The organism is Azoarcus sp. TTM-91 (assembly GCF_012911025.1).
In the GTDB taxonomy this organism is placed as follows: Bacteria; Pseudomonadota; Gammaproteobacteria; order Burkholderiales; family Rhodocyclaceae; genus Azoarcus.
In genome coordinates this window covers 26,204-38,978 of sequence record NZ_WUEI01000023.1, presented here as the reverse complement: position 1 = coordinate 38,978, position 12,775 = coordinate 26,204, and the positions used below count along the sequence as shown (strand labels likewise).

Below are 12,775 nucleotides of genomic sequence, written 5' to 3'. Positions count from 1 at the left end.
TCAGCGCACCGCCTGGGCGAGGTACTGCATCATGTTGTCGGCGGCGGAGAGCACCTTGGTGTTCATCTCGTAGGTGCGCTGGGCGGCGATCATGTCCACCATTTCCTCCACCACCTGCACGTTGGAGCCTTCGAGCGCGCCCTGCTTCAGCTTGCCCATGCCCTCCTCGCCCGGCACGCCTTCATTGGGCACGCCGCTGGCCACCGTCTCGCGGTAGAGGTTGTCGCCCAGCGCCAGCAGGCCGGCCGGGTTCACGAAGCTCGCCAGGGTGAGCTGGCCCAGTTGCTCCGGCGCGGCGGCGTTGGCGATGGTGGCGGAAACCACGCCGTTCTCGCCGATGGTGACGCCGGAGGCATTGGCCGGGATGACGATCTCCGGCACCAGCGGCAGCCCCTGGGCGGTCACCAGGCGACCGTCCGCATCCACCTGCAGCTGGCCGGCGCGGGTGTAGGCAATGTCGCCATTGGGCTGCTGCACTTGCAGGAAGCCCTGGCCGACGATGGCCACGTCCAGCGCCTGTTCGGTGGTCTGCAGGTTGCCGGTGGTGAACACCTTCTGCGTGCCGACCAGGCGGGTGCCATTGCCCAGCTGCACGCCGGAGGGCGCGGTGGTGTTGTCGTCGCGCTGGGCGCCGGGCTGCACTTCCACCTGATAGAACAGGTCTTCGAACACCACCCGGTCGCGCTTGAAGCCGACGGTGTTCACGTTGGCGATGTTGTTGGCGATGGCCTGCAGCTTGGCGTCCTGGGCCTGCACGCCGGTCTTGCTGATCCACAGTGCGGGATTCATGGTCTTGCTCCGTATGCCTGGTGGTTAATCGCGCATCAGGCGGTTGCCCGCCTCGGCCATGTCGTCGGCGGCCTTGTAGAGCCGCATCTGGATTTCGAAGTCGCGGTTGAGGTTCATGGTCGCCACCATCTCGCCGATGGCGGAGACGTTGCTGCCTTCCAGGTGGCCGCTGCGCAGGGTGACGGTGTCGTCCGCCGGCAGCTCGGCGCCATCGCGGGCGACGATGAGGCCAGCCTCGTTCTTGGTCAGCTCCGCCGCCTCGCCGCGCACCAGCCGCAGGCGGTCCACCGGCTGCATGTCGTTCTGCCCCGGCGGCAGGATGGAGAGGGTTCCATCCACGCCTATGCTCAGGCTGGTGTAGGGCGGCAGCACGATGGGGCCGCCGTCGCCCAGCACCGGGCGGCCATTCACCGTCAGCGCGCCTTCGCCATCCACCGAGAAGTTGCCGCTGCGGGTGTAGGCCTCGCCGCCCTGCCACTCCACCGCGAACAGGCCGTCGCCGACGATGGCGACATCCAGGTCGCGGCCGGTCTGGCGCATCACGCCCTCGCCGCCGGACACCGCGTTGGCCTGCAGCCGGCTCATGTGGCGGGAATCGTAGCCGTAGCCGCCCACCGCCTGGCTGGTGGCCAGTTCCAGGTCGGCGCGGAAGCCGCCGGTGTCGAGGTTGGCGAGGTTGTTGGCATGCACCTGCTGCGCCTTGAGGGCGCGTTCGGCGCTGCTCATCACCGTGTAGATCAAGGCATCCATGTGGGCGCTCCGGCGGGCTGGCTTACAGCGCCTGCATCAGGGTCTGCATCATCTCGTTCTCGGTCGAGATGACTTTGGTGTTGGCCTGGTAGTTGCGCTGGGCGGACATCAGGGTGACCAGCTCGGAGGTCATGTCCACGTTGGACTGCTCCAGCGCGCCGGCGGTGAGGCTGCCGGCGAGGCCGACGCCCGGCGTCGAGTACAGCGGCAGGCCGGAGGCGTTGGAGGTGGTCCAGCTGGTGTCGCTGATGGCCACCAGCGCGTCCTGATTGGGGAAGGTTGCGAGGACGAGGGTGCCCACCTTCAGCTTCTCGCCGTTGCTATAGGTGGCGAACACACTGCCGTCGGCGTCGATCTGCACGCCGCTCTGGGTGCCGGCGGCGTAGCCGTTGGCGGCGTTGGTGGTGGTGGTGGCGTCACCGCCGTACTGGGTGGTGCCGGTGTAATCCAGCGCCAGCGTCATCGGCTCGGCGCCGGTGGGCGTGCCGAGGTTCACGGTGACCGCGGCGGTCGGGCTCTGCAGCCGGCCTTCGGTGTCGAAGGTGAGCACCTCGGAGCCGACCGGGGCGCCGCCGTCGAAGGTGTAGTAGGCGGTGATCTCATTGGTGTCGGTCTTGACGAAGTACTGCGTCACCGTGTGCTTCACGCCCAGCGAGTCGTGCACCACCGACAGCACCGAGCTGTTGAAGGACTGCGGATCGGCCGGGTCGAAGGTGGCGACGGTGGGCACCGTCCAGTCCACCGACAGGTTGCCGACGTAATCCAGCGTGGTGCTGGCCTGGGCCGGGATCTGGCCGGTGGGAATCTGCAGGTTACCCATGGCGCCCAGCGCGTCGCTGCCTTCCACCGCGGCGTAGCCCTGCACCTTGCGGCCGAAGCTGTCCACCAGGTAGCCCTCCTTGTCCTTGGAGAACACGCCGACGCGGGTATAGACCTCGGTGCCGTCGGTATCGCGGGTGACGAAGAAGCCACCGCCGGTGATGGAGACGTCCAGGTCGCGGCCGGTGTTGAGCACGCCGCCGCCTATGCCCAGCGTCTGCGTCAGCGAGGACACCTCGGTGCCGGTGGGCTGGGTGCCGGCGTACATGGAGGCGAAGTTGGCGCGGCTGGACTTGAAGCCGTAGGTGCCGGAGTTGGCGATGTTGTTGCTGATGGTGTCCAGCTGGGTGTTGATGGCGTTGATGCCGGACAGGGCGATTTCGAAGCTCATGGTTGCATCCTCTCGAACCTGGGGTTGTTCAGTTGACGCTGCTGCCGTTGAAGGCGGTGATCGCGGTGCTGGAGATTTCGCCGAGGTTGGCGACGGTGAGCATCACCCCGGTGGTGGGCGACAGCCGCACCTTCTGCACCTGGCCGGTGATGCCGATGGCCGGCGTCTCGCCGCTGTCGGCAACCACGCTCATGGTGTAGCTGCCGGCCGGCAGCCCCAGCGCTTCCGGGTCGATGGTGAAGGCCACCTCGCCCGGCGCGTGGGTGCCCAGCTGCAGCTTGTAGGTGCTGCCGCCCTCGCCGGTGAGCACCAGCGTGGTCGCCGCGCTGGCGTTGCCCAGGGTGAAGCTGCCGCTCACCGGCTCGCCGGACAGGCTCACCGTGTCGGTGGTGACGGTGACCTGGGAGCCGACCTGGCCGCCCAGCGTCAGCACCTGCAGGCTCTCCAGCATGGAAGCGGTGACGCCGCTCTGGCTCACCAGGTTCTGCAAGGCCTCCATCTGGCTCAGCTGGGTGAGCTGGCCGACGAACTCGCTCGGGTCGGTCGGCTCCAGCGGGTTCTGGTTCTTGATCTGCGCCACCAGCAGGGTGGTGAACAGCTCGGACGGGCTGTCGTCCGTCGAGCTCATGGTGATGGCCGACGACGAACTGCTGCCGGTGGTGTTGCTGCCGTTGTTGCTTACCGCTGCTGCCATGATCAGTTCTCTCCCAGCCTGAGCAGCGACTGCTGCATGGATTTCACCCGGCCCAGCACCTCGACGCTGGATTCGAAGGCGCGCGAGGCGGCCATCATGTCGGTCATCTCCGCCACCGAATTGACGTTGGGGTAGAACACCATGCCGTCCTCGTTCGCCAGCGGGTTGTCCGGCTCGTAGGCCTGGCGCAGCGGCTCGGTGCTCTCCACCACGTCCAGCACCTGCACGCGGGCGCCGGCCACCTGTTCGCCGCTGCGCTCGTAGATGGAGGCGAACACCGGCTTGCGCGCGCGGTAGGTCTCGGTCTCGGTGCCGGAAGCGGTCTGGGCGTTGGCGAGGTTGCTCGCCACCGTGTTCAGCCGCAGGGACTGGGCGGTCATCGCCGAGCCGGCAATCTGCGCGATATTCCTGAATGACATGCTTATTGCCCCTCTATGGCCTTGGCCAGGCCCTTGAGCTTCATGTTGAGAAAGGTCAGACTTGTCTGGAAATCCGAGGCGTTCTGCGAGAACTGCGCCTGTTCCGTCCCCAGCTCCACCGTGTTGCCGTCCTGCGTCGGGTTGTTCGGCAGGCGATACAGCAGTTCGGTGTCGGCGGTGCCCAGCGACAGCCCTTCCCCACCGGCCACCTGCCGCAGCGTCGCGGCGAAGTCGATGTCCCGCGCCTGGTAGCCGGGCGTGCTGTCGTTGGCGATGTTGGACGCCAGGATCTTCGTCCGCTCCGCACGCAGCCGCAGCGCATCCGGATGCAGCCCCAAGGCCTTGTCGAAATTTATGCCCATGCGTTTACCTCATTCATCCCGGTTGTTCGAAGTCCTGCTCGGCCTGGCCTGCGCCAGCGCCCTGCCCGCCCTCGCCGCCAGCGAGGATCCGGTGGCCCGCGCCGCGCGCGAATTCCTGCTCGATCGCGCCACGCAGGCCGGGCTGGTGCAGCCGGAGGTGAGCCTCAAGCTCATCGCCGGCGACGGCGCGCCGCTTGCCTGCGCAAGCGCGCCGCGGGTGGAAGCGCTGGACACCCGCCACCCCAGCCGCATGCGGTACGCGGCGGTGTGCCCGGCCAGCGGCGAGCGGGCGGAATACGTGGTGCGCGCCGAGCTGTCGGCGCAGGTGGTGGTGGCGCCCGGCGGCATCGCCGCGCGCCGGCCCATCGCCGGGCACGAAGTGACGCTGGAGCGGCGCCCGCTGGTGGGCAGCGCCGAGGTCACCTCCGACCCGCAGGACGTCATCGGCCAGTCCGCCCGCCGCGCCATCCGCGCCGGGCAGGTGGTGGACCGCAAGCTGCTGATCGAGCCTGTGCTGGTGCGGCGCGGTTCGGCGGTGCGCATCGTGGCGCGCAACGGCCCGGTGCTGGTGACCGCCGCCGGCGAAGCGATGGAAGTGGGCCGCGCCGGCGACATCGTGAATGTGCGCAACACCACCACCGGCAACGTGATCCGCGCCCGGGTGACCGGCAGCAACGAGGTGGAACCGGCGGACATGCCCATCGCGCCTTCTCCTCAGTCCGCCCGCTGAAGCCGGCGGGCAATGCTCACCAGCTTGTCGGCATAGTCGGGATCGGTGGCGTAGCCGCCCTGCGCCAGCCCTTCGGCATAGGCGCGGGCGTCGCCGCCGGCGTTGAGTGCGCCGCGATAGCGCGGGTTGTCTGCCAGCAGCGCGGCGAAATCGCGGAAGGCGCTGGCCGGCGTCGGGTAGCTGCGGAAGCGCTCGGCGCGGCGCACCGCCACGCCCTCTTCGAATTCGGTGGTCTGCGCCTCCACGGTGGCGCCCTGCCAGCTGCTGCCGGCCTTGATGCCGAACAGGTTGTGAGTCTCGCGGCCATCGTCGCCGTGCAGCGGCCGCTGGCCCCAGCCGGATTCCAGCGCCGCCTGCGCGGCGACGATCTCCGGCGCCACGCCCAGCCGCCGGCCGGCCTCCCGCGCCCAGGGCGCGATGCGGCCGAGGAAGGCCTGCTGGTGCCCGGCCATGCCCTCCACCGCCAGGCCGGAAGCCGTGGCCCGCTCGACCGCGCGCAGCGCCGCCGTCTTCAGCGTGGCGGTGCGCTCGCCCTCCTCGTCCACCGCCGCGTTCTGCAAGCGGGCGCGCCACACCTGGCCGGCGGCGCTCAGCTCCAGCTCCTGCGAGCCCTTGGCGATGAAGTGCTGCACCTCGTCGCGCACGCTGCCCATCATGCTGCCGAAGCCGGCGCCGCCCGTCTGCGTGCTCGCTGGTGCGTTCAGTGGCAGCGCGATCTCGTCGCGGGCGGCGGCGATGCCGGCGGCGTAGGCGGAAGCGGCGGCGTCAGCGCGGAACATAGGTGTCGGCCTCGGTGTTCAGCACGCGCTGCATGATCTCGTGCTGTTCCATCAACAGATTGCAGTTGCGCTGGTTCATCGCCTTGCATTCGCGCACCAGCCGCTCCAGCCCCTGCCAGCTGGCCTCCAGCCGTTCGCGCGGGTTGGGCGGCAGCATGGCGAAGACGCGTTGCATGGCCTCGCTGCCTTTCTCCACCGACAAGCGCCCGGCCAGCGCCACCCGTTCCAGCCGCCGCGCTTCCAGCGTGCCGGCGAGGGCGACGATGGCCTCGCCCACCTCGGCGATGGCCCCGCTGCGGTGGCACACCGCGGCCTCGAACTGCTCCTGCAGCAGGCCGCGCAGCCGGTTGTAGTCGGCCACGTCGGCACCGATGCCGGCAGCCAGGCGCAACAACAGATCCTTGCGAGTCACCCGCGGCCTCCGTGGAAGCGCGCTATCAGCCCGGCCAGCTTGCCGGCGTCGAAGGGCACCTCGCCGCGTGCCAGCGCCTCGCGCAGGGCGGCGACCTTGGCCTGGTCGATGTCGGGCATGTCGCGCAGCGCCTGCAGCGCCGGCTGCAGCACGGCGGACTGCAGCTCGCCGGTGGCATTGGCCTGCGGCGTGGCGGCCTTGGCGCCGTCGCTGGCGGCGGCTTCGCTCACCGGCGCGATGGCCGGCGCCTGGGGGCCCGCGGAACCGGAAATCTTCATGGAATGGCCTCTTGCTCTGGTACGCATGTCATGTCCGCTCGTTCGCTGCTCAGCGCGCGCCCGCGCCGGCGCGGAACTGGCGGCGCAGCTGGTCTATCTGTGCGGCATCCGGCAGCGCCGAATCCACGCCCTCGATCAGCGGCGCGACCTTGTCCGGCACGCCGAACATCGAGGCCACCATCTGCGCCTGGCCGGTGGTGAGGATGAGGAGTTCGATGCGGCGGTTGATGCCGGCGGTGGAATCCTGGGTGTCCAGCGGCGCGCGCTCGGCCATGCCCACCACCTGCAGCACGCTGTGCGGGTTCATGCCGCCTTCGAGCAACTGCACCCGCGCCGCCATCGCCCGGTTGCTGGACAGCGACCAGTTGGACGGCGCGCCGAAGGCGCGCGACAGGAAGGGCTTGGAGTCGGTATGGCCGACGACGAGCATCTGGTTGTCGATCTGGGCGAACAGCGGCCCCATCTTGCGCAGCAGCTGCTTGAACTTCTCGCTGGGCACCGCGCTGCCGCGCTCGAACATGCCTTCGCGGTCGGTGTCGTGCAGCATCACCCGCAGGCCGTAGGGCGTCACCACCGTCTGCAGGTTGCCGGCGAGGCCGCTCTGCTCGCTCAGGCGGGCGAGGATGAGGGCCAGCTCCTGCAGGTCGGAGGCGGATTCGTAGTGGCTCTTCAAGCGCATGCGCGCCGGATCGGGGTCGATGTCGGTGTTGCCGATGTGCTTGCTGTTGCTGGTGGTCTCGCCGCGGCTGGGGATGGGCTCGCGCGGGATCAGGCTGCCGCTGGGCGCGCCTATCGGGTCGGGGATGCGGCGCTCGCCGCCCTCCAGCATGCTGGCGCTGGATTCTCGCAGGCTCTCCTCCAGCTGCTCCTTGTCGCGCGCCGCCAGCACCCACAGCACCAGGAAGAGGCACATCAGCGCCAGGCAGAAATCGGCGAAGGCCACCTTCCAGCTGCCGCCGTGGCCGCCATCGTCGTGCTTGCGCGAGACGCGCTTGACGACGGCTTCGCTGTGCTGCTTGTTGTTGTTCGCCATGGTCGCCGGGGCCTCAGCTGCGCGCATCCTGCAGCGCGTCTATCCAGGATTCGAGCTGGGCGAAGCTCGGCTTGATGTTGAGCTGCACCAGCCGGCGGCCGGCGTCGATGGCGAGCAACGGCGGCTTGCCGGAGACGTGGGTGACCAGCACCACCTTGACGCATTCCATGTTGGACATCTCCTGCGTCACCAGCTGCTTCATGACGTTGCTGAGCGGGTCGAGCACACCGTAGCAGAAGAAGATGCCGATGAAGGTGCCCACCATGGCGGCCGCCACCTTGGCGGCGATCTCCGCCGCGCCCAGGCCGTCGCCCACCGAGTTCATCGCCATCACGATGCCCAGCACCGCGGCCAGGATGCCGAAGCCCGGCATGGCCTCGCCGATCTTGTGCAGCGACTTGGAAGGCTGTTCCAACTCGTCGTGGATGGCCTCCAGTTCCTGCTCCAGCACACCCTCCAACTCATGGCCGCTGATCTTGCCCATGGCCATCAGGCGGAAGTTGTCCACGATGAAGGCGAGCAGCTTGGGCTCTTCCAGGATCAGCGGATAGCGGCGGAACAGCGGGCTGTCGTGCGGCGCCTCGACGTGGGCGTCCAGCGCCTTGAGGCCGCCGGCGGCCGTCTGCAGCAGTTCGTACATCAGCAGCAGCAATTGACGCTGGAAGTCCGGCCCCTGCTTGCGGCGCAACATCACCTTGCGCAGCTGGATGACCATCTCGGCCAGCACGTGGCGGGGGTTGCCGAGCACGATGGCACCGGTGGCCGCACCGACGATGATGATCAACTCCACCGGCTCCCAGATGACGTGCAGGGTTCCGCCGCCGAGCATGAAGCCGCCGAAGACGCATCCCAGCACGATGGCGATACCCAGGATCTGCTGCATGAATTGCTCCCGTTTCCTTTCAGTGTTGCGTCTTCATTCCAGGCAGGCCTTCATCTTGCGCAAGGCCCCCTTGTTGATCTGGCACACGCGCGCTTCGGTGAGGCCGAGCACGGCGGCGATTTCCTTCAGGCTGAGGTCGAACTCGTAGTACAGCTGGATGACGCGCTGCTCGCGCTCGTCCAGCGCCAGCAGCGCCTGCTCGATGCTGCGCCGGCGCACCAGCAGGGTTTCCGGCGTGGGGCGGTCGGAGGGCAGCTTGCCCATCTCGTTCATCATCTCGTCGAAGCTGGCCAGCATCTCGGCGCTCTCGGCCAGCTGGTATTCCTGGTAGGCCTCCACGCTGAGGCCCAGCGCCTTCATGATCTCGGCCTCGCTTGGCTCGCGGCCCAGGCGGCGGGTGAGCTCGCGCACCGCGTCGCGGTTGCGGTGGCTCTCCTGCCGCACCGAGCGCGGCCGCCAGTCCTGCCGGCGCAGCTCGTCCAGGATGGCGCCGCGCACCCGCATCGCCGCGTAGGCGCCGAACTTCTCGTCCGGCGTGCCATAGCGGCGCAGGGCGTCGAGCAGGCCCAGCAGACCGATCTGCTCCATGTCCTCGCGGTCTATCGCGCCGCCGCTCTGGGAATTGAGCTGGCGCACGATGCGCTTGACCAGCGGCGCGTAGGCGAGCAGTTGCGTCTGCTCGTCGGCGACGTCCTGGACTTCCGCGTAGCCGGTCTGCATGTCCATGGTCACTCGATGATGAGCTTGCCGATCATGGCTTCGACGAAGGGCTTGCCACCCGGCTCGCGGGCGTAGCCTTCGTCATAGGCCTGGTTGATGCCGGCGGCGAACTGGTCCACCGTCATCTGCCCGGCCTGCTCGAAGGTGTAGGCGGACATTGCCTTCACCGCGATGCTGCGCATCAGCGGCAGATGGGCCTTGGCGGTCTTCTCGCTCTCCAGCGGCGTCTTGAACACCAGGTCCAGCGCCAGGTAGTGGGACAGCGGCTCGCCCTCGCGGCCGCGCAGCATGACGATGACCTTGTCCAGGCTGACGTAGCGGTACTCGCGGGTATCCAGCTGCGGCTTCTGCTCCGCCACCTGCGGGGTGGCGCTGCGCGAGTTCAGCCACCACCAGGCGGCGCCGCCGCCGGCCGCCGCCATCAGGCTGCCGACGAGGATGAAGACGATGAGGAGCTGGGTTTTCTTCATCGCCGCTTACCCCTGCTCACCGCTCAGGGAGAAGCCCTGCGGCGCATGGCCGGCCTCGGCTTCGGCCAGGGCGCGGCCGGGTTCCTCGGCATTGCCTTCGGCCTGGCGCTGGCGCTGGCGGCCATCGCCGTCGCGGCCGGCGTCGGACACCTGCACGCTGACCTCGCTGAACTGGCGCAGCGCCGGGTCTTGCCGCAGGCTGTCGCTCAGCGCGTGCAGCTGGCGCAGCACATCGCCGTGGGTGGCGCTCAGATGCACCTGCAGCGCGCCACCTTCATGACGGACGACGATTTCCACCGTGCCCATCATCGGCGGGTCGAGGCGGATCACCGCCCGCTCGCTGCCGCGCGCGAGCTGCACCTCCAGCCGTTCGCCCAGCGCCTGGGCCAGCGGCTGGCGCCACTGGCTGGCTTCGCCATTGGGCAGCTTGAGGGTGGCGCTCTCGCCGGCGGCACCGCTGGCGCTGGCCGAGGCAACGGCAGCAGACACGGTGGTCGCAGCCGTCGCCGGCAGGCGTTCCACCGCGTTGCCTTCCGGCGCGGCGGCCAGCGCGGCGGCATTCCGTTGCGGCAGGCGTACCGCGGCGGCGGATGGCGGCAGATCAGCGGCCGTCATATTGCGGTTGGCCGCGGCCACCTCCTGGCGCGCCGGGGCGTCGAGGGTGTCCTGCGCCAGCGCCGCTGCGGCGGGCCGGGCGAGCGCGGCTACCGCGCCATCGTCATGGCCGGCGGACACGGTGGCTTCGCCGGTGGGCGCCGCCTGGGCGTTGCCGGTGGCGGCCGCGACCAGGGCGGCGACGATGGCGGCCACCGAGCCATTGGCGTCCATTGCCGGCGTGGCCGGCGTCTGCGCCTGCTGTGCGCCGTCGGCCGGGGTCTCGGCCTGCTTGCCCGCTTCGGCCTCCAGGCTGGCGCCCTGCTCCAGCGCCGGAGCGTCGCCTGCCGCCAGTTGGTCGGCCGCGCCCTGCAGCGCGGCGATGAAATCGCCGGCGGTCGTTGCGCCTTCATTCGCCGCCGTGTCGGGGGCGGTGGATCTGCCGGCGCCCGGCGCGGTCGCCAGCACCGCGCCGACGGCCGGCGCGGCGCCCTGGGCCGGCGCCTTCGCCGTGGCGCTGGCCACGTTCAACAAGGCATTCATGTGCGGCTCCCCTGCCATTCTTCGTTCATCGCGTAGGCCATCCAGCCTTCCTTGCTTTCCCGCATCTGTCCCAGCCGCCGGCCGGTGTCGGCGGTTTCGCGCGCGCAGTCGGCGCGGGCGGCGGCATGGGCGCGCTGCAGTTCATCCAGCGCGCGCTGCTCGGCGCTGCTCCAGGCGCCGTGCGCCGCCAGCTGCGGCAAGGCGGCGGCCAGCTCGCGGTCGACCCGGCCCAGGGTGTCCCAGTCCTTGTCGGCGGCGGCGGCGGCCAGTCGGCGCGCCAGGCGCAGCAGCGCTACCTGTCTATCCATGATTGGCCTGCATGCCTTGCCAGCCGTGGCGCAGGGTGGTGATGAGGCCGATGACCTCGTCCACCGCCACCACGTCCAGCGCATAGCCGGCGTGGTAGAGGCGCTGGGCGCAGTAGTCGTAGAGGCGGCCGAGATTGACGACGAGTTCGCTGCCGGCGTCGAAGTCCAGTGCGCTGGAGAGGCCGTTGAGGATGTTCACGCACTTGTCGAGGCTGATCGCCTTGGCCTCGTAGCGCTTGCTCTCGATGTGGGCGCGGGTGCGCGCCAGCTCTTCGAGCAGGCCGTCGGTGAGGATCAGCACCAGTTGCACCGGCGAGGCCTGGGCGGCCCGGGCGCCCAGGTTGACCTCGTGGTAGCTGCGATAGGCTTCGTGGTTCAAGCTCTTACCCCTCGTTGGATGTCTGCGCCGGCCAGCCTCAGCTGCTGCTGGTCGACAGGCTGCTGAACAGGCCGGATGTCTCGCTCATCTGCGCCGTCAGCGTCTGCAATTGGGTGAATTGGGCGAGGTAGCGCGCGTAGGCGCTGTCGTATTTGCGGTCGAGCTGGTCCTGGCGGGCGCTGAACTGCGACTGCTGCTTGGTCACCGTTTCCTGGCGCCGGGCGATCTGGCCGGAGGCGCTGTTGAGCCAGCTGTCCAGGTAGGTGTCGAAGTTGCCGAGCACGCCGGTCTGGTTGCCGGCGCGGGGGCTGCCGAAGAAGCTGTCCAGCTTGCTCGGGTCGGCCTCCAGCGCGGCTTCCAGCTTGTCGGTGTCCAGCGCCATGGTGCCGTCGCGGCCGATGCTGATGCCGAGCTCGCGCATGCTGACGCCACCGGCGCCGTCGCGGACGATGCCGGCCAGCCGGGTCTTGAGGGTGCGCACGCCGGTGTCGGAGGCGAACACGGCCGAGGCGGAGCCGGCGTCCGGGTCGCCGTAGGCGGTGAGATCGCCCAGCACCTTCATCAGCGCGTTGTAGGCGCTGACGAAGCTCTGCACCTTGGAGGTGGTGCCGCTGGTGTCGGTGCCCACCGTCAGCGTGGCCGGCGCGCTGCCCTCGCTCATCGCCTGGGTGAAGGTGACGCTGACGCCTTCGATGGCGGTGAAGGTGTTGGAGCTTTGCTCCATGCGCAGGCCGGAATCCTTGTTGCCCAGCCACACCACCGCGTCTTCCGCCTTCACCAGTTCGACACCGCCGCCGCCGAGCGCGGTCTTGAGCTCGCTGGCCGGCAGGCCGCTGGTGTCCAGCGTGATGGCGCCGTCGCTGCCGGTGGTGGCGGAGGTGAGCACCAGCTGGCTCTTGCCGCCACTGGTTACGACCATGGCGGAGACCTTGCCGCCGTTGTCCTCGGCGAGGTTGATGGCGCGCGCCACTTCGCTGGGCGAGAGCTTGCCGTCGCCGTCGCGGTCGGAGGCGGCGAGATCCACGGTGAAGCTGCTGCCGTCGCCCAGCTGGATGATCAGCGGGCCGCCGTTGATGACGTCGATGTCCGGCGGAATGTCTTCGAAGGCGAGCTGGTGCGCGGTGGCAACCTTCTCGACGAAGAAGGCGTAGCTGCCGGCCGCCGCGGTGGATGAGGCGGTGGCGGTGCCGACCGGGGAGGAGAAGCTGGCCGAGTACTGGGCCACGCCGGTCTTGACCGAGGTGAGGCCGGCCAGCGCGGTGTCGAAGGTGCTCAGCGCGCTCTTGAGCTTGGTCAGCGCGGTGGTGGTGCTGGTCGCCTTTGCCGTCTGGGTATCCAGCCGGGATTGGGCGTTCTGGGTGTAGTAGGTCGCCAGCGAGGCGGCCATCGAGGTCGGATCGATATCAGCCATGGAACTCTCCT

18 protein-coding genes are annotated in these 12,775 nt (G+C 69.3%); 1 reads left to right on the top strand and 17 read right to left on the bottom strand.

Features of this window, described 5'->3' with window-relative positions; genetic code table 11:
* Genes flgG through flgB form a run of 6 tightly spaced genes read right to left on the bottom strand, consistent with a single transcriptional unit; the run spans position 1 to position 4,224 of the window.
* Complete coding sequence (gene flgG, locus GRF61_RS09210; protein WP_169150365.1) at positions 1 to 789, bottom strand: flagellar basal-body rod protein FlgG; 789 nt, start codon at positions 787 to 789, stop codon at positions 1 to 3.
* 24 nt (positions 790 to 813) lie between these two features.
* Positions 814 to 1,539, bottom strand: coding sequence for a flagellar basal body rod protein FlgF (locus GRF61_RS09205; RefSeq protein WP_169150364.1), 726 nt, complete (start codon positions 1,537 to 1,539; stop codon positions 814 to 816).
* Between the two features lie 22 nt (positions 1,540 to 1,561).
* Complete coding sequence (gene flgE, locus GRF61_RS09200; protein WP_169150363.1) at positions 1,562 to 2,749, bottom strand: flagellar hook protein FlgE; 1,188 nt, start codon at positions 2,747 to 2,749, stop codon at positions 1,562 to 1,564.
* A gap of 28 nt (positions 2,750 to 2,777) precedes the next feature.
* Complete coding sequence (locus GRF61_RS09195) at positions 2,778 to 3,443, bottom strand: flagellar hook capping FlgD N-terminal domain-containing protein (RefSeq protein WP_169150362.1); 666 nt, start codon at positions 3,441 to 3,443, stop codon at positions 2,778 to 2,780.
* 2 nt (positions 3,444 to 3,445) lie between these two features.
* The gene (gene flgC / locus GRF61_RS09190; RefSeq protein ID WP_169150361.1) at positions 3,446 to 3,862 is read right to left on the bottom strand and encodes a flagellar basal body rod protein FlgC; all 417 of its coding nucleotides are present in this window, start codon (positions 3,860 to 3,862) and stop codon (positions 3,446 to 3,448) included.
* A 2-nt stretch (positions 3,863 to 3,864) separates the two neighbouring features.
* Positions 3,865 to 4,224 carry a flagellar basal body rod protein FlgB gene (flgB, locus tag GRF61_RS09185; protein WP_133587934.1) on the bottom strand — a complete coding sequence of 120 codons (360 nt, stop codon included), beginning with the start codon at positions 4,222 to 4,224 and terminating at the stop codon, positions 3,865 to 3,867.
* Between flgB and flgA the strand changes: the two genes are divergently transcribed.
* Positions 4,223 to 4,954, top strand: a complete 732-nt coding sequence (gene flgA / locus GRF61_RS09180; RefSeq protein ID WP_169150360.1) for a flagellar basal body P-ring formation chaperone FlgA — start codon at positions 4,223 to 4,225, stop codon at positions 4,952 to 4,954. The genes flgB and flgA overlap by 2 nt on opposite strands.
* On the opposite strand, the gene flgJ is transcribed toward flgA, so the two are convergent.
* The 11 genes from flgJ to fliD are packed head-to-tail and all read right to left on the bottom strand — an operon-like array spanning position 4,939 to position 12,764.
* Positions 4,939 to 5,733, bottom strand: a complete 795-nt coding sequence (gene flgJ, locus GRF61_RS09175; RefSeq protein ID WP_169150359.1) for a flagellar assembly peptidoglycan hydrolase FlgJ — start codon at positions 5,731 to 5,733, stop codon at positions 4,939 to 4,941. The two genes, flgA and flgJ, sit on opposite strands and share 16 nt — an antisense overlap.
* Entirely contained in the window at positions 5,720 to 6,145 is a 426-nt protein-coding gene (gene flgN / locus GRF61_RS09170) for a flagellar export chaperone FlgN (protein WP_169150358.1), read from the bottom strand. The genes flgJ and flgN overlap by 14 nt, the downstream gene beginning before the upstream one ends.
* Positions 6,142 to 6,423, bottom strand: coding sequence for a flagellar biosynthesis anti-sigma factor FlgM (gene flgM, locus GRF61_RS09165; RefSeq protein ID WP_169150357.1), 282 nt, complete (start codon positions 6,421 to 6,423; stop codon positions 6,142 to 6,144). Before flgM ends, flgN begins: the two co-directional genes overlap by 4 nt.
* Positions 6,424 to 6,472: 49 nt before the next feature.
* Positions 6,473 to 7,483, bottom strand: a complete 1,011-nt coding sequence (locus tag GRF61_RS09160; protein WP_211165853.1) for a flagellar motor protein MotB — start codon at positions 7,481 to 7,483, stop codon at positions 6,473 to 6,475.
* Positions 7,470 to 8,339 (bottom strand): flagellar motor stator protein MotA, encoded by an 870-nt coding sequence (gene motA / locus GRF61_RS09155; RefSeq protein WP_169150356.1) that lies wholly within the window; start codon positions 8,337 to 8,339, stop codon positions 7,470 to 7,472. The genes GRF61_RS09160 and motA overlap by 14 nt, the downstream gene beginning before the upstream one ends.
* Before the next feature lie 33 nt (positions 8,340 to 8,372).
* Positions 8,373 to 9,065: a FliA/WhiG family RNA polymerase sigma factor gene (locus tag GRF61_RS09150; protein ID WP_169150355.1), complete on the bottom strand. Its 693-nt coding sequence runs from the start codon at positions 9,063 to 9,065 to the stop codon at positions 8,373 to 8,375.
* A gap of 2 nt (positions 9,066 to 9,067) precedes the next feature.
* Entirely contained in the window at positions 9,068 to 9,529 is a 462-nt protein-coding gene (locus GRF61_RS09145; protein ID WP_169150354.1) for a flagellar basal body protein, read from the bottom strand.
* A 6-nt stretch (positions 9,530 to 9,535) separates the two neighbouring features.
* Positions 9,536 to 10,666, bottom strand: coding sequence for a flagellar hook-length control protein FliK (locus tag GRF61_RS09140; RefSeq protein ID WP_211165852.1), 1,131 nt, complete (start codon positions 10,664 to 10,666; stop codon positions 9,536 to 9,538).
* Positions 10,663 to 10,974 carry a hypothetical protein gene (locus GRF61_RS09135; RefSeq protein WP_169150353.1) on the bottom strand — a complete coding sequence of 104 codons (312 nt, stop codon included), beginning with the start codon at positions 10,972 to 10,974 and terminating at the stop codon, positions 10,663 to 10,665. The genes GRF61_RS09140 and GRF61_RS09135 overlap by 4 nt, the downstream gene beginning before the upstream one ends.
* Entirely contained in the window at positions 10,967 to 11,353 is a 387-nt protein-coding gene (gene fliS / locus GRF61_RS09130) for a flagellar export chaperone FliS (RefSeq protein ID WP_169150352.1), read from the bottom strand. The genes GRF61_RS09135 and fliS overlap by 8 nt, the downstream gene beginning before the upstream one ends.
* 37 nt (positions 11,354 to 11,390) lie before the next feature.
* Positions 11,391 to 12,764, bottom strand: coding sequence for a flagellar filament capping protein FliD (fliD, locus tag GRF61_RS09125; protein WP_169150351.1), 1,374 nt, complete (start codon positions 12,762 to 12,764; stop codon positions 11,391 to 11,393).
* Between the last annotated feature and the right edge of the window lie 11 nt (positions 12,765 to 12,775).